The following is a 15,430-nucleotide window of genomic DNA, read 5'->3' as shown; positions in this document are numbered from 1 at the left end:
GTCATTGCGAGCGTAGCGACGCGATCCAGAGCCGGACCAGCCTTCTTCCACTGAACGGCGCGGCATCTCCACCAATCCCGGCCGTAGCGGGCGTGACTTTGCGGCCCATGCGGCCTAGACACACGCCTGAAACGAACCCGTAAATAGAAAGTACGTCCAGTTGGCCGACGACACCGTCCTCGCCGATCCTTCCGCTATCGCCCCTATCTCCATCGTCGAGGAGATGAAGACCAGCTACCTCGACTATGCGATGAGCGTCATCGTGGCGCGCGCGCTGCCCGACGTGCGCGACGGGCTGAAGCCGGTGCACCGCCGCATCCTTTATTCGGCGAACGAGAGCGGGTTCCTCTACAACCGCCCGTATCGCAAGTCGGCGCGCATCGTCGGCGACGTGATCGGTAAATATCACCCGCACGGCGACAGTTCGATCTACGAAGCCTTGGTCCGCATGACGCAGGACTGGTCGATGCGCGTGCCGCTGATCGACGGTCAGGGCAATTTCGGATCGATGGACCCCGATCCCGCCGCCGCGATGCGTTATACCGAGGCGCGGCTGGCGAAGTCCGCCAATTACCTGATGGACGACCTCGACAAGGATACGGTCGATTTCCAGCCGAACTACGACGGCTCGGAGCGCGAGCCGCAGGTGCTGCCCGCGCGCTTCCCCAATCTGCTCGTCAACGGCGCGGGCGGCATCGCGGTCGGCATGGCCACGAACATCCCGCCGCACAATCTCGGCGAAGTCGTCGACGCCTGCCTCGCCTATATCGACAATGGCGCGATCACCACCGAGGAGCTGATGGAGATCGTCCCCGGTCCGGACTTTCCGACCGGTGCGATCATCCTCGGCCGCGCCGGGGCGCGTTCCGCCTATGAGACCGGGCGCGGCTCGGTGATCGTGCGCAGCCGCCACAAGATCGAGACCGGGCGCGGCGACCGCACCTCGATCGTGCTGACCGAAATCCCGTTCCAGCAGGGCAAGAACGCGCTGGTCGAGAAGATCGCCGAGGCCGCCAAGGACAAGCGCATCGAGGGCGTCAGCGACATTCGCGACGAATCGAACCGCGAAGGCGTCCGGATCGTCATCGATCTCAAGCGCGATGCCACGCCCGAGGTGGTGCTCAACCAGCTCTGGCGGCACACGCCCGCGCAGGGCTCGTTCCCCGCGAACATGCTCGCGATCCGCGGCGGCCGCCCCGAATTGCTCAACCTGCGCGACATCATCAGCGCGTTCGTGCAGTTCCGCGAACAGGTCATCACGCGCCGCGCCAAGTTCGAGCTGAACAAGGCGCGTGAGCGTGCCCATATCCTGCTCGGCCTCGTCATCGCGGTCACCAACCTCGACGAAGTGGTGCGGATCATCCGCGGCTCGTCGAGCCCGGCCGAGGCGCGCGCCAAGCTGCTGGCGCGGGAATGGCCGATCGCCGAGATCGCGCCGTACCTGCGGCTGGTCGAAGCGCTCGAGACCGACGTGGCAGGCGACACCTATCGCCTCTCCGAAGTGCAGGTCCGCGCGATCCTCGACCTGCGCCTCCACCGCCTCACCGCTTTGGGTCGCGACGAGATCGGCGACGAGCTGAAGACGCTCGCCGATTCGATCGCCGAACTGCTCGCGATCCTTTCCGACCGCGTGAAGCTCTATGCGGTGATGCGCGACGAATTCCGCGAGGTGCGCGAGCAATTTGCGACCCCGCGCCGCACCGAGATCGCCGCCGCCGCCGACGGGATCGACGACGAGGATCTGATCGAGCGCGAGGACATGGTGGTGACCGTCACCATGGCCGGCTACATCAAGCGTACCCCGCTCGACGCCTTCCGTGCGCAGGCGCGCGGCGGTAAGGGGCGCGCCGGCATGGCGACCAAGGACGAGGATGTCGTCACCAAGCTGTTCGTCACCTCGACGCACACGCCGGTGCTGTTCTTCTCGACGCTCGGCCGCGTCTACCGCATGAAGGTCTGGCGCCTGCCCGAGGGCGGGCCGGCGACGCGCGGTCGCCCGATGATCAATCTGCTCCCGCTCGAACAGGGCGAGACGATCTCGACCGTGCTGCCGCTGCCCGAGGACGAGGCGGAATGGGGCAAGCTGCACGTTATGTTCGCCACCGCCAGGGGCTCGGTGCGCCGTAACTCGATGGACGCGTTCACCAACGTGCCCTCGAACGGCAAGATCGCGATGAAGTTCGAGGGCGAGGATGCCGACGACCGGCTGATCGGCGTGGCGTTGCTCGACGAGGGTGACGACGTGCTGCTCGCCACCCGCGCCGGTAAGGCGATCCGGTTCGCCGCCGACGAGGTGCGCGAGTTCCAGAGCCGCAACTCGACCGGCGTCCGCGGCATCACGCTCAAGGGCGACGATCAGGTCATCTCCCTTTCGGTCCTGCATCGCGTCGAGGCCGATGGCGAACTGCGCGAGGCGTACCTGCGCAACGCGCCGTGGAAGGAGCGCGAGGGCGAGCTGTCGATGGATCAGCACGATTTCGAGCGGCTCCGCGCGGTTGAGCAATTCATCCTGACGGTCTGCGCCAACGGCTATGGCAAGATCAGCTCGGCCTATGAATACCGCCGCACCGGCCGCGGTGGTCAGGGCATCACCAACATCGACAATATCGCGCGCAATGGCCCGGTCGTCGCCAGCTTCCCCTCGACCAAGGCCGAGCAGCTGATGCTGGTCACCGATCAGGCGAAGATGATCCGGATGCCGCTCGGCTCGCTGCGCGTCATCGGGCGCGGCTCGGCGGGAGTGCGCTTGTTCAACGTTGCCAGCGACGAGCATGTCGTCTCCGCCGCACGGATCGATGAGGAGCCCGAGCCCGAGGATGCTGCCGAGGCGCTGGTCGCCGAGGAACTGGCCGGCGATCAGCCGGTTGCCCCCGCGGATGACGCGACGATCGGCGACGATGAAGCCGCCGGCCCGGAGGATGGTGAATGACCGACATGCCGCTGACCGCGTATAAGGTTTTGACCGCCGAGCAGATGGCGACGCTGGAGCAGGATGGGCGGTTCGGCGGCGCGCCGGTCGACGTGGCGGACGGCTACATCCATCTGTCGACCGCCGACCAGCTGGGCGAGACGATCGACAAGCACTTCGTCGGGCAAGCTGGCCTTCACATCGCCGCGGTCGACCTCGCCGCATATGGTGACAAGATAAAGTGGGAAAAGTCGCGCGGCGGCCAGCTCTTCCCACACCTCTATGACGAGATGCTGCTGGAAACGGTTATCGCCTACGGCCCGCTCGAACGCCATGCCGACGGAACGTTAAAGCTGCCGACCACCGGCTGAGTCGCCGTCGCCCCCGCCTCCGCCGGGGCGACGCCATCAGACGTAAAGATCCACCACCTCACGCCCCTCCCCCACCGCCTGCAACAACAGCGTCCGGTGGCAATGGCAGGGCTCCCGCTCGAAACACAGCAGCGCGCTTGGCACCTCGTCCGCCAGCGACAGCATCTCCGCCGCCTGCGCCTGCGCCTCGGGCAGCTCCAGCTGCACCTCATATACCGCGGTCAGCGTCGCGACATCACCCTTCTTGGCCGCATCACGCCCGCGCTTTGGCGTCCCCAGCGCCTTCAGATGCACATACTCGATCCCCTCCTCGCGCAGCGACGCCGCGAGCGGTGACTTGGAGAAGCCCGGCCGCCGCGACAGCGGCAGTGCGCGGACATCGATCACCCGCCGCACGCCCGCGGCCTGCAGCGCGGCGATGAATTCGGCCATCGTCGCGCCTTCATAACCGATGGTATAAATTGTCATGCCATCCGAAGTGGTTGCCCGCCGCCCGCAAGACAAGCCACCGGCAAACAGCCGCATGGCCGAAGTAGAGAGTTCACCGGCGCAGAAGCTCCATCGGCGCCGATCAATCATGCAGGATCGGCCCGAGCGCGTTGATCGTCAGCTGCAGGCTGAGCGCATGTTCCATCTGCGGGCGCGCGCCGTCCCGTCCGAAGCGAAACTGGTTCAGGTAGCCGATGTCCAGCAGCGCCTTTCGCGAAACCAGCGGCACGGTGATGCCCAGCATGTTGCGCATCCGCTCGTAGCCGGAGTGTTGGCCCCAGCGAGTAGAGTTAGGAAGGAAGAAGCTCTCGTGCGACGCAAAGAACGCCAGCTTGCGGCTGCGCAGCGGAATGTTGCCGCGGACGAGCGGCCGGAGGCGCACGCCGATCTCGTCGCCGCCCGGGTTGAACCGCTCGTCGACGCGAAAGCGCGCGACCAGATTTCCGCGCGACACCACCACCTGTTGGCGCAGGCGATTTTCGTGAACGCTCGGCCCTGTGGCGCTGAACAGGCCCACGCGACGATAGCCGAACCCCCATTCGACCGCCTTGCCGGTCTTCCAGCCGAGCAGCGCACCATATTCGGTCTGGCTGATCCCGTCGGCGCGATCGCCCCAGCGGCCGATCTGTTCCAGCGTCACGCGCACGTCCGGGGTCAACGGCACGTTGACGTTGACCTGTTCCCAGAACTGCTCGTCCTCAACCTGCGCCGCCGCCGGTGTCGCGAACGTCAGCACGCCGAAGAGCAGCGCCGCACAGCGCAACGTGGACACGGAAAACACCCCCTAAAGGCCCCTTTCGGCCGCCTATAGCGATACCGCGCCGGTGCGCCAGCCGCCGCGCACGCGGATCGGCCACCGTTGCGCGGCCGGCTTCGGCCGAAACGCACCCGCCATTGCCGCGGCCACGTCTCGATCGGCGGCAAAAGAGTGACTTGCACCCGGTGCGATCGGGCGCGACGATGTGCCATGCTGTCCGCTCTCCTCCTGCTTTTGCAGGCCGCCGCCGCGCAAACCCCTGCCCTCACCCCGGCGGCCACGCCCGCGGCGACCGCAACCAAATGGCCGGCACGCGACGCACAGTTCACGATCAGGAACTATCATTTCCGCTCGGGCGAGACGTTACCGGAACTGCGGCTCAACTACACCGCGCTCGGTTCGCCGCACCGGAACGCCAAGGGGGAGATCGACACCGCCGTGATGATTCTGCACGGCACCGGCGGCACCGGCCGCCAGTTCCTCAGCCCGCAATTCGCGGACGAACTCTACGGCCCCGGAAAGCCGCTGGATATCACACGTTATTGGGTCATCCTCCCCGACGGCATCGGGCACGGTAAATCGTCCAAACCCTCGGATGGCTTGCACATGCGCTTTCCGCGCTACGACTATGACGACATGGTCGATGCGCAATATCGCCTGCTCCGCGACGGCCTCAAGATCCGCCGCATGCGCCTCATCATGGGCACGTCGATGGGATGTATGCACAGCCTGGTCTGGGGCGAGACGCATCCGGACTTCGCCCGCGCGCTGATGCCGCTTGCCTGCGAGCCGGTCGAGATCGCCGGGCTCAATCGCATGTGGCGCAAGCTCGCGATGGACGGGATCACCGCGGACCCTGCCTGGGCGGGGGGCGAATATCGCAACCCGCCGACGCAGGGGCTGCGCACGGCCGCGAGCCTGCTATTCGTCGCAGGCGCCGCCCCGCTTTATTTTCAGGCCAAATATCCCAAGCGCGTCTCGGCGGAAGCGTTCGCGAACGAGCGCGTGACCGCAGCGATCGCCTCGACCGATGCGAACGACCTGCTCTACCAGATCGACGCCTCGCGATCCTACGATCCGTGGCCACGCCTTGAGGCGATCACCGCCCCCACGACGTGGATCAACTCGGCCGACGACTTCATCAATCCCCGAAGCCTCGACTTTCCCGTTCGCGCCGTCGCGCGGATGAAGGACGCGCGCTTCCGCCTCATTCCCGAAACCGCCGAAACGCGCGGACATGGCACGCACACCGCGGCCCGATTCTGGAAGCAGGACTTGGTCGACCTGCTACGGCGGACCGACCAGCCGTAGCGTCGACCGTCGGCAGTGCCGTTCGTGCGACCCGAAGGGCGTCGAGGTCCGTCTAGCCGGCCTAGGTCGATGCCTTGCCCGACGTCAGCGCATGAACCCGCAGACGCGGGAAAACGTCTTCCAGCGACCTCGTATCGGGCAGGACGTAGACATAACCGCCCTTCTTCTCGAACAGCGGGCGCAGATCCGCGCCGTAGAATGCCTTTGGCACGTTGATGCAGCCGAACGTGATCCGATTGTCGTCCGCTTCCGGCGACAACATACGCGCGCGCCGATTTTCCGACTTGGCGGCGTCTCCCGGGATCGGATGAATCGCGACGCTATTGGTGTAATCGACCCACAGCACGCGCTGCCGCCCCGCGGCATAGCCGAATTTGGCGAGGAAGCGTCCCGCCGGCGTGGTCTTTTCCGCGGGGCCGATCTCCCCGAGCTTCTTGCTGCCGACGCCGGGGGTCGCATCGTCGCCGGGCGCGATGCCGATCAGCACGGGCACTTGCGCCAGTAGCTTGCCGCGACCGTCAAAGAGCATCAGCGACGCATCATGCTTGTCGATGACCACATAGGGCAGCGCATGATTGTCGCGCGACGTCGCAATCCAGTCGGCAACACGCGCCGCATCGGCCGACGGCGACAGCGCAGGTTGCGTCGGTGATGTCGGTGCTGCACCCGGCGCGCCTTGCGGCATCGGCTTGGAAACCGGCGGAGCGCCAGCAGCGATCAGAGCAACACCCGCAAGTATCTGTGAAATCATCAACCTATCGCCACAAGCCAAAAGCGGCCGCCCTGCGCGGGCGGCCGCCGGATCATCGTCAACAAGCGCATGGCGCTCGGCTTCACCGAGCACGAATTCGCATCGTCAGCGCACGACGACGGGAACGCCCTGCACGCGTCGATGTTGCTTAGTGGCGGGGGCGCTTGCCGCGCTGCTCCTGCTGCTGAAGCCGCTGCTCGACGCCGTCGACGCGGCCGTTCAACTGATCGAGGCGCTGGCCCTGCTGCTGCGCCTGCCCCGACGCGGCCTGCGCCTCGGCGAGCGCCTGCTTCGCGGTGCCGTCGGTCGCCTGCAACTGCGTCTCCAGGGTGCTGACCCGCGCGCTGACCGGCTCGATCTGCTCGCGCACATACTTCTTGGTGGCGCAGCCGCCGAGCGTCGGGGCGATCAGCAGTACGGCAACCGCGGGGGAGAGTTTGGCAAAGGAGGTAAGCATCACAATCTTCCAATAATCTCTAACCCGGCGAGGGAGCCTAGAACGTAACGCAGCGGCAATAGTGTAGACGATAAGGCGAGCCTATCACACGATCAGCCGAGGGGTGATCCACGCGGATGTTCGTGGTAAAGTACTTTCACTCTAAAGATGAACTCTGCTTCTACTTGGATATTAACCATCGCTGAACAGAAAAAGGGTCGGTCGTTACTTCTTCGAATCGCGAGGCCGGTCGCTCGCAAACGGATCGAGCGGGATGCGGCTGCCCGCATCGCGCATGGATTTGCCGGCGGCAGGCGCGCGTTGCCGATCGACGCACTTGCGCAATTCGACGATCGCCGCGCCGCTGCCGTCCAGCTTCAGCTCTTCGACCGGAACATCGCCACGGCGGACTTTCAGCGAATCGGAGGTCGCCAGGCTGCGCGGAAACGTCGCGCCGAAACTGGTGACGAACCCGCGCTGCCCCGCCGTGGCGATGCCGATGGCGAGATGGCGCGGAAAGGCCGAGGTGGAGAGGCGGAAATCGAGCCGAAGCTGCTCGCGCGCGCGGATCGACCAATTCGGGTTGAGCAGCGTCAGCCGGTTGCTGCCGTCGATATCCAACCCGAATTGCAGCGTGGTGCCGCGCGGCTCGGGATAGGTGCGCGTCAGAAAGCAACCTTTCCGATCGCTGCTGGCAGAGACGACCCACGCGCCGACCTCGCGGGTGGCATAATCGGCGGCGGCGGGAGTGCCCGCAAGCGCCACGCAGGACAGGAAGGCGGAGAAAGAGATGATGCGCATGGCGCAGGTCTTAGCGCCGATCCGACGCGGAGTTTAGCACTCGTGGCGCATTCATTCAGGGTTGAGAGATGCTAAGCGCGCGCCGATGATCGATACGCCCCTTCAGGAGATACCCCGATGCCCGACCGGATATTGATCTTTTACGGCTCCTATCGGTCGGATCGGCAGGGCATCCGGCTGGCCGACTATCTCGTGCGCGCCTTCACGGAGCGTGGCGCGGCACCCGAACTGATCGACGCCAAGGCGATCGGGCTGCCAATGCTGGATCGTATGTACAAGGAATATCCGGCCGGCGAGGCACCGCCCGTACTCGAAGAACTCGCGGGCAAGATCCGGGCCGCCGACGCGTTCGTGTTCGTCACCGGCGAATACAATTGGGGGCAGCAACCCGGGCTGAAGAACCTCACCGATCACTTTTTGGAGGAATGGTTCTGGCGCCCCGCCGCGATCGCCAGCTATTCGGCCGGGCGCCTCGCCGGCGCCCATGCCAGCGTCGCGTGGCACGGCACACTGACCGAGATGGGGATGGTCGTGGTGTCCAGTACGCTCACCGTCGGCAGCATCGGCCACACGCTCGACGAAGAGGGCAATCCGGCCGGCGACGGTGGCGCGTCATTGGCCCGCGCCTTCCCGCGCTTCGCCGACGACCTCGCCTGGTGGACCGCCGCCGCGCGCGAGCAAAGGGCCAAGGTCCCGCCGCCCTACTGACCGGGCCTCAGGTGGCGCAGACGAGTTCGGCGCTCTAAGGGATCGTGGATGAACGACACGTCTGGAACATGGCAGCCCGACCGCGTGCGCCTCTGGCTGGAGCGGCGCGCGGCAGCGGCACGACTGGACCAGGCGGCAGCCGACCGACGCGGGTACGAGGCACAACGCGATTACGACAAGGCCGCCGCCGAGGAATGGGTCTGCCGCACGCTGCGCGGCAACGACCGGATCGACGACCAGCAGGCCTTTGCCGCCGACATCAAGGCATTGCTGGGACAGGACGAATATCGCGCGACCGGCATCTATGACGATCAGCATTTCGAACGAAATGTGCGCGCCTGCCTTCGCAAGATCGCCAAGATGACCAAGACCAACGAAGGCTTCGCCAATACCTTGCGCTATCAGGCCTGAACCCCTGACAAGGCCCGTCACACCCGCTATCCGCGGCGGCATGACGTACGACATTCATATCGTGGGCGGCGGGCTCGCCGGGTCCGAAGCCGCGTGGCAATTGGCCGAGGCCGGCTTCAAGGTCCGCCTGTCGGAGATGCGCGGCGGCGGCGACACCACCCCCGCCCACCACACCGACGACCTCGCCGAGCTGGTCTGCTCGAACAGCTTCCGGAGCGACGATGCCGACAGCAATGCGGTCGGGCTACTTCATCAGGAATTGCGCGCGCTCGGCTCGCTGATCCTGCGCGAAGGCGACCGTCACCGCGTCCCCGCCGGGTCGGCGTTGGCGGTCGATCGCGACGGTTTCTCGGCCGGCGTCACTGCGGCGGTGGCGGCGCACCCGAACATCACGGTGGTGCGCGAGCGTATCGACACCCTCCCCGACACCCCCGCGATCATCGCCACCGGCCCGCTCACCGCACCCGGCCTGTCGGAGCGGATCGCCGCCGAGACCGGCCGCGACTCGCTCGCCTTCTTCGACGCGATCGCGCCGATCGTCCACCGCGACTCGATCGACATGGAGACGGCGTGGTTCCAGTCGCGCTGGAACAAGGGCGAAGGAACGGACTACATCAACTGCCCGCTCGACAAGGAGCAATATCACGCCTTCGTCGCCGCACTGATCGACGGCGAGAAGACCGAATACCGCGAGTGGGAGAACGTCCCCTATTTCGAAGGCTGTATGCCGATCGAGGTGATGGCGGAGCGCGGACCCGAGACGTTGCGCTTCGGCCCGATGAAGGGCGTCGGGCTCGACGATCCGCGCACCGGCCGCTGGCCCTATGCCTGCGTCCAGCTTCGTCAGGACAATGCGCTCGGCACGCTGTGGAACATCGTCGGCTTCCAGACCAAGCTCAAACACGCCGAGCAGGTCCGCCTGTTCCGCACCATCCCCGGCCTCGAAAACGCCGAATTCGCGCGGCTCGGCGGCTTGCACCGCAATACCTTCCTGCGCTCGCCCGAACTGCTCGACGAAACGCTGCGGCTCCGCTCGCGCCCGAACATCCGCTTCGCCGGACAGATCACCGGGTGCGAGGGCTATATCGAGAGCGCCTCGATCGGCTTGCTCGCCGGCCGCTTCGCGATCGCCGAGCTACGCGGCGAGACGCTCGCCCCGCCGCCGCTCGAAACCGCGCTCGGCGCACTGCTGTCGCACATCACCGGCGGCGCGGAGGCGGACAGCTATCAGCCGATGAACGTCAATTTCGGGCTCTTCCCGCCGATCCCCGGCCGCACGAAAAAGGCCGACCGCAAGAAGATGTACACCGACCGCGCCCGTTCGGCGCTGGCCGAGTGGCTGGCGGCCTGACCACCTCGCGCGCGTTTCGGGGTACTGATCACCAACCCCGTTCGTGCTGAGCTTGTCGAAGCACGTGCCCGGAACACGCCCTTCGACAAGCTCAAGGCGAACGATGTTAATGTAGCCATCTCTACACCGGCAACGCCGTCGTATATTTCGTCATCGACAACGCGAAATGCGACGACGCCCCCGCCACCGACGGATGCCCGAGCATCACCTGCATCAGGAAGTGATTATAATCGCTGACGTCCGCCACGACGATCCGCAGCAGGTAATCCCACTCCCCCGACATCGAGAAACTCTCGACGATCTCCGGCCGCCCGTCGACGAACGTTTCGAACGCCTGTCGTGCCTCGATCGCGTGGCTGCGCATCCGGACGTTGCACAGCACGTTGACCCCGCGCCCGACCGCCGCCGGATCGACCAGCCGCACCGTCCGCGTCAGCACCCCTGCTGCCTCCAGCGCCTTGACCCGCCGCCAGCACGACGCCGACGACGCCCCGGCGCGCTGCGCCAGATCGGCGTTGCTCAGTGTCCCGTCCTCCTGCAGCGCCGAAATGATCCGGCGATCGATGCTGTCGAGTTGATCGGCTTGGTTCATGGAACAAGGCTATAGCGTATGGTTCGTTTCACAAACATTCAAAACATCGCCCATTCTGATAAGCATTGATCGCGTCCATATGCGATCGTGTTGTCATGGCAGATACAGCGCTGATCCGGCCCGACGAGGCCGCCGCCGACTGGACGATCCCGCAAGGCTGGGCGTCCTACACGGCCGAGGAACATGCGACCTGGGACACGCTGTTCGCGCGCCAGATCGCGATGCTGCCGGGGCGCGCGACTCCCGAATTCCTCAACGGGCTCGACGTGCTCCGGCTGTCGAAACCCGGCATCCCCGATTTCGACGAACTCTCGGAACGGCTGATGAAGGCGACCGGCTGGCAGGTCGTCGCCGTTCCCGGACTCGTTCCCGACGACGTCTTCTTCGATCATCTCGCCAATCGCCGCTTCGTGTCGGGCAATTTCATCCGCCGCCCCGATCAGCTCGACTATCTTCAGGAACCCGACGTCTTCCATGACGTCTTCGGCCACGTCCCCCTGCTCGCCAACCCGGTGTTCGCCGATTACATGCAGGCCTACGGACAGGGCGGGCAGCGCGCCGCGGCGATGGGCGCGATCGATCGCCTGTCGCGGCTCTACTGGTACACCGTCGAATTCGGCCTCGTGCGCTCGGGCGACGATCTCGCGCTCTACGGTGCCGGCATCGTTTCCTCGCGATCCGAATCGGTCTTCGCACTCGACGACGCGTCGCCGAACCGTCTCGGCTTCGACCTGAAGCGCGTCATGCGTACCCGCTACCGAATCGATGATTTTCAGCAGAGCTATTTCGTCATCGACAGTTTCGAGGACCTGCTCGACCAGACGCTCAACACCGATTTCGCCCCCCTTTACGCCGAGCTGGAAGGCCAGCCGGATCACGACCCGGAGACGATCCTGGCGGACGACCGCGTCTACACGCGTGGCACGCAAGCGCACGCCCGCCGCTAACCCGTTCACCTGAAAGGCCCGACCATGACCGATCCCGCCAACCCGCTCGGCCTCGCCGGCTTCGAATTCTGCGAGTTCACCTCGCCGGACCCCGATACGCTCGCCCGGCAGTTCGAGCAGATGGGCTTCGTCGCCGCGCATCGTCACCCGACGAAACAGGTGACGCGCTACGTCCAGGGCCGCATCAACCTGCTGCTCAACCGCGAGGCGACCGGACAGGCCGCCGACTTCCGCGCGCTCCACGGGCCCTCGGCCAGCGGGATGGCGTTCCGCGTCGCCGATCCGCAGGCGGCCTACGACCATGCGATCGCGGAAGGCGCGACCGCGGTCGACGCCACGGCGGGCACGCTCGGCAACGGCAGTTTTCCGATCGAGGGGATCGGTGGCAGCTATCTGTATCTCGTGAAGGCCGGTGCCGACCTCTACGCCGATTGGGAGGAAGTGCCCGGCTGGCGGGAGGCCGCCGAGCAGAACAATGTCGGACTCGATATCCTCGACCATCTCACCCACAACGTTCGCCGCGGCGAGATGCGGACATGGTCGAGCTTCTACGGCCGGTTGTTCGGGTTCGAGGAGCAGAAGTTCTTCGACATCAAGGGCAAGGCGACCGGGCTGTTCAGCCAGGCGATGATCGCCCCCGATCTCGCGATCCGCATCCCGCTCAACGAGAGCAAGGACGAAACCTCTCAGATCGAGGAATTCATCCGCGAATATAACGGTGAAGGCATCCAGCACCTCGCGCTGACCACCGACGACATCTACGAGACGGTCGAGAAGCTGCGCGCGCGGGGCGTGCGGCTACAGGACACGATCGAGACCTATTACGAGCTGGTCGACAAGCGCGTCCCCGGCCACGGCGAGGACCTTGAGCGGCTGAAGCGCAACCGCATCCTGATCGACGGCAACGTCGGCGACGAGGGCATTCTGCTCCAGATCTTCACCGAGAACATGGTCGGCCCGATCTTCTTCGAGATCATCCAGCGGAAGGGCAATCAGGGCTTCGGCAACGGCAATTTTCAGGCGTTGTTCGAAAGCATCGAGCTGGACCAGATCCGCCGCGGCGTGGTGAAGGTGGACGCATAAGTCACCCTCCCGTCGCCCCGGACTTGATCCGGGGCCCCGCTTCTTCTTCTATGCTCAAGGAGAAAAGAAGCGGGACCCCGGATCGAGGCTCTCCTGAGCCTGTCGAAGGATCAGGCATGACGAAAGAGGCAGACGGTCCGCGAACCGGCGGGTCGCTACAGGAGAGAGAGCCATGACCGACACGCCCCGCTACCATCCCGGCTTCGGCAATCACGTGTCGACCGAGGCGGTGCCCGGCGCGCTCCCGATCGGTCGCAACTCGCCGCAACACGTGCCCTTCGGCCTCTACGCCGAGCAACTGTCCGGCACCGCCTTCACCGCACCGCGCCACGAAAATCGCCGGACGTGGCTCTATCGCCTCCGCCCGACCGCGCAGCATCCCGCCTTCACCCGCTATGACGGCGCACCCAACCTCTGCGCCGCTCCCTTCGACATGCCGCCCTCGCCGAACCGGATGCGCTGGGACCCGCTGCCGTGGCCCGCAACCGCCACCGACTGGCTCGACGGCCTGGTCACCTACGGCGGCAACGGCAGCGTGGCCGAGCAGACCGGCGTCGCGATCCACCTCTATGCCGCGACCGCTGACATGGACCGCGCCTTCTTTTCCGCCGACGGCGAGTGGCTGATCGTCCCGCAGGACGGCCGGCTCGCAATCGACACCGAACTCGGCCGCATCGACGTCGCCCCGCTCCAGATCGCCGTCATCCCGCGCGGGGTCCGTTTCCGCGTCGGGCTCCCGGACGGACGCGCCCGCGGCTATGTCCTCGAAAACTATGGCACGCCGTTCCGCCTCCCCGATCTCGGTCCGATCGGCGCCAATGGACTGGCGAACCCGCGCGACTTCGAGACACCCGCCGCATGGTTCGAGGACCGCAACGATCCCTGCACCGTCGTCCAGAAGTTTCAGGGCGCGCTCTGGCAATCCACGCTCGATCATTCGCCGTTCGACGTTGTCGCATGGCATGGCAATCTAGCGCCGTATCGTTATGACTTAACACGCTTCAACACCATCAACACCGTCTCGTTCGACCACCCGGACCCATCGATCTTCACCGTTCTCACCTCGCCGAGCGACACCCCCGGCGCCGCCAATTGTGACTTCGTGATCTTCCCCCCGCGCTGGATGGTCGCGGAGGGCACGTTTCGCCCTCCGTGGTTCCATCGTAACGTCATGAGCGAGTTCATGGGGCTGATCGCCGGCGCCTATGACGCAAAGGAAGGCGGCGGTTTCGTGCCCGGCGGCGCCAGCCTCCACAACCAGATGAACGGTCACGGCCCTGATCAGGCGAGTTATGAAAAAGCCATCGCAAGTGACTTGAGACCCATCAAAATAGACGGGACGATGGCCTTTATGTTCGAGACCCGGCACGTGGTGCGCACCACCGCCTGGGCGCAAACATCGCCAACGATGCAGCTCGATTACGACGACGTCTGGCGCGGCTTTCCCAAGGCGACACTCCCGCGGTGATCCACCGCACTGGAAAAAACCGTCGACCTTGCTAGCGTACCCGCCATGCAATTCCTGAAGATCCTGTTCTGGTCGCTGCTGGCGTTCGTCGCCGCGATGTTCACGTTCGGCAACTGGACCAATGTCACGGTCCAGTTGTTCGGCGGGCTGGTGGCGGAGGTGAACCTGCCGCTGCTGCTGCTGGCCACCTTCCTGCTCGGCTTCGTCCCGACGCTGATCTATCAACATTGGATGCGTTTCCGGCTGCGCCAGCGCCTGACCGCCGCGGAGCGTGCGACCGAAAGCGCGCTTGCCGCGGTCCGCGGGGTCGAGACGCCGCCCCCTTCGACGCCTCCCGCCGCCCCGACGAACGGAGCCGAGTGATGGCCAACCGCATCTTCGTCGCGCTCGACACCCCCGACCTCGACCGCGCCCGCACGCTGGCGCACAAGGTCCGGCACCACGTCGGCGGGATCAAGCTCGGGCTGGAATTCTTCTGCGCGCACGGGCCCTCGGGCGTGCGCGCGATGGAGGAAATCGGCCTGCCCGTCTTCCTCGACCTGAAGCTCCACGACATCCCCAATACCGTCGCCAAGGCGGTGCAGTCGCTCGCCGGGCTCACCCCCGCGGTGCTGACCGTCCACGCCAGCGGCGGCCGCGCGATGCTGGAGGATGCCAAGGCGGCGGCGCATCCCTCGACCAGGGTGGTCGCAGTGACGATGCTCACCAGCCTCGACGAGGACGACCTCGCCGCCACCGGCGTCGCGGGCAGCGCGCACGACCACGTCCTGCGCCTCGCCGAGCTGGCGCGCGCGGCCGGGCTCGACGGCATCGTCTGCTCGGGCGCCGAGGTGAAGGCCGCGCATGCCGCGTGGCCGAAGGGCTATTTCGTCGTCCCCGGCGTCCGCCCCGCGGATGGCGAGGCCGGCGACCAGAAGCGCGTCGTCACCCCGCGGATGGCGGTCGACCACGGCGCATCGATGCTGGTGATCGGCCGCCCGATTACGCAGGCCGAAGACCCCGACGCCGCCGCGCGCGCGATCGCTGCGACGCTCTAACGCGGTGTT

17 protein-coding genes are annotated in these 15,430 nt (G+C 66.0%); 11 read left to right on the top strand and 6 right to left on the bottom strand.

Annotated elements, in window-relative coordinates; genetic code table 11:
- Positions 1 to 160 precede the first annotated feature (160 nt).
- Both gyrA and AADI75_RS04500 read left to right on the top strand, forming a co-directional pair.
- On the top strand, positions 161 to 2,929 hold the full coding sequence (gyrA, locus tag AADI75_RS04505) for a DNA gyrase subunit A (protein ID WP_341207849.1): 2,769 nt from the start codon (positions 161 to 163) through the stop codon (positions 2,927 to 2,929).
- A complete protein-coding gene (locus AADI75_RS04500) occupies positions 2,926 to 3,279 on the top strand; it encodes a DUF952 domain-containing protein (RefSeq protein ID WP_341207848.1) in 354 nt (117 codons plus the stop codon). Before gyrA ends, AADI75_RS04500 begins: the two co-directional genes overlap by 4 nt.
- A gap of 36 nt (positions 3,280 to 3,315) precedes the next feature.
- Here the strand turns inward: AADI75_RS04500 and AADI75_RS04495 are convergent, their stop codons facing one another.
- Both AADI75_RS04495 and AADI75_RS04490 read right to left on the bottom strand, forming a co-directional pair.
- Complete coding sequence (locus AADI75_RS04495; RefSeq protein WP_341207847.1) at positions 3,316 to 3,747, bottom strand: DUF488 domain-containing protein; 432 nt, start codon at positions 3,745 to 3,747, stop codon at positions 3,316 to 3,318.
- Between the two features lie 103 nt (positions 3,748 to 3,850).
- Positions 3,851 to 4,540, bottom strand: a complete 690-nt coding sequence (locus tag AADI75_RS04490) for a DUF2490 domain-containing protein (RefSeq protein ID WP_341207846.1) — start codon at positions 4,538 to 4,540, stop codon at positions 3,851 to 3,853.
- Positions 4,541 to 4,735: 195 nt separating this feature from the next.
- Here AADI75_RS04490 and AADI75_RS04485 point away from each other — a divergent pair, with 195 nt between their 5' ends.
- On the top strand, positions 4,736 to 5,836 hold the full coding sequence (locus AADI75_RS04485) for an alpha/beta fold hydrolase (RefSeq protein ID WP_341207845.1): 1,101 nt from the start codon (positions 4,736 to 4,738) through the stop codon (positions 5,834 to 5,836).
- Between the two features lie 61 nt (positions 5,837 to 5,897).
- On the opposite strand, the gene AADI75_RS04480 is transcribed toward AADI75_RS04485, so the two are convergent.
- The 3 genes from AADI75_RS04480 to AADI75_RS04470 form a co-directional block, all read right to left on the bottom strand.
- The gene (locus AADI75_RS04480) at positions 5,898 to 6,521 is read right to left on the bottom strand and encodes a hypothetical protein (RefSeq protein WP_341207870.1); all 624 of its coding nucleotides are present in this window, start codon (positions 6,519 to 6,521) and stop codon (positions 5,898 to 5,900) included.
- Positions 6,522 to 6,735: 214 nt separating this feature from the next.
- Positions 6,736 to 7,044: a hypothetical protein gene (locus AADI75_RS04475; RefSeq protein WP_037488172.1), complete on the bottom strand. Its 309-nt coding sequence runs from the start codon at positions 7,042 to 7,044 to the stop codon at positions 6,736 to 6,738.
- A 204-nt stretch (positions 7,045 to 7,248) separates the two neighbouring features.
- Complete coding sequence (locus tag AADI75_RS04470) at positions 7,249 to 7,824, bottom strand: hypothetical protein (protein WP_341207844.1); 576 nt, start codon at positions 7,822 to 7,824, stop codon at positions 7,249 to 7,251.
- A gap of 117 nt (positions 7,825 to 7,941) precedes the next feature.
- Here AADI75_RS04470 and AADI75_RS04465 point away from each other — a divergent pair, with 117 nt between their 5' ends.
- The 3 genes from AADI75_RS04465 to trmFO are packed head-to-tail and all read left to right on the top strand — an operon-like array spanning position 7,942 to position 10,294.
- Positions 7,942 to 8,532 (top strand): NAD(P)H-dependent oxidoreductase, encoded by a 591-nt coding sequence (locus AADI75_RS04465; RefSeq protein WP_341207843.1) that lies wholly within the window; start codon positions 7,942 to 7,944, stop codon positions 8,530 to 8,532.
- A 48-nt stretch (positions 8,533 to 8,580) separates the two neighbouring features.
- Complete coding sequence (locus tag AADI75_RS04460; protein ID WP_341207842.1) at positions 8,581 to 8,943, top strand: hypothetical protein; 363 nt, start codon at positions 8,581 to 8,583, stop codon at positions 8,941 to 8,943.
- A gap of 40 nt (positions 8,944 to 8,983) precedes the next feature.
- Positions 8,984 to 10,294: a methylenetetrahydrofolate--tRNA-(uracil(54)-C(5))-methyltransferase (FADH(2)-oxidizing) TrmFO gene (gene trmFO, locus AADI75_RS04455; protein ID WP_341207841.1), complete on the top strand. Its 1,311-nt coding sequence runs from the start codon at positions 8,984 to 8,986 to the stop codon at positions 10,292 to 10,294.
- 121 nt (positions 10,295 to 10,415) lie between these two features.
- Here trmFO and AADI75_RS04450 read toward each other — a convergent pair whose 3' ends face one another.
- Positions 10,416 to 10,886, bottom strand: coding sequence for an Lrp/AsnC family transcriptional regulator (locus AADI75_RS04450; protein ID WP_341207840.1), 471 nt, complete (start codon positions 10,884 to 10,886; stop codon positions 10,416 to 10,418).
- Between the two features lie 95 nt (positions 10,887 to 10,981).
- On the opposite strand from AADI75_RS04450, the gene phhA reads away from it, so the two are divergent.
- The 5 genes from phhA to pyrF all read left to right on the top strand — a co-directional run bounded on the left by phhA (position 10,982) and on the right by pyrF (position 15,421).
- On the top strand, positions 10,982 to 11,833 hold the full coding sequence (gene phhA / locus AADI75_RS04445) for a phenylalanine 4-monooxygenase (RefSeq protein WP_341207839.1): 852 nt from the start codon (positions 10,982 to 10,984) through the stop codon (positions 11,831 to 11,833).
- A gap of 24 nt (positions 11,834 to 11,857) precedes the next feature.
- On the top strand, positions 11,858 to 12,916 hold the full coding sequence (hppD, locus tag AADI75_RS04440) for a 4-hydroxyphenylpyruvate dioxygenase (protein WP_341207838.1): 1,059 nt from the start codon (positions 11,858 to 11,860) through the stop codon (positions 12,914 to 12,916).
- 172 nt (positions 12,917 to 13,088) lie between these two features.
- On the top strand, positions 13,089 to 14,384 hold the full coding sequence (gene hmgA / locus AADI75_RS04435) for a homogentisate 1,2-dioxygenase (RefSeq protein WP_341207837.1): 1,296 nt from the start codon (positions 13,089 to 13,091) through the stop codon (positions 14,382 to 14,384).
- Positions 14,385 to 14,429: 45 nt separating this feature from the next.
- Positions 14,430 to 14,747: a lipopolysaccharide assembly protein LapA domain-containing protein gene (locus tag AADI75_RS04430; RefSeq protein ID WP_341207836.1), complete on the top strand. Its 318-nt coding sequence runs from the start codon at positions 14,430 to 14,432 to the stop codon at positions 14,745 to 14,747.
- Complete coding sequence (pyrF, locus tag AADI75_RS04425) at positions 14,747 to 15,421, top strand: orotidine-5'-phosphate decarboxylase (protein WP_341207835.1); 675 nt, start codon at positions 14,747 to 14,749, stop codon at positions 15,419 to 15,421. The genes AADI75_RS04430 and pyrF overlap by 1 nt, the downstream gene beginning before the upstream one ends.
- Positions 15,422 to 15,430 lie beyond the last annotated feature (9 nt).

The sequence above is a fragment of the uncultured Sphingomonas sp. genome (genome assembly GCF_964021865.1).
In the GTDB taxonomy this organism is placed as follows: domain Bacteria; phylum Pseudomonadota; class Alphaproteobacteria; order Sphingomonadales; family Sphingomonadaceae; genus Sphingomonas.
Note: the sequence above shows the minus strand (reverse complement) of the source record. Positions and strands in the feature narration are given on the sequence as shown.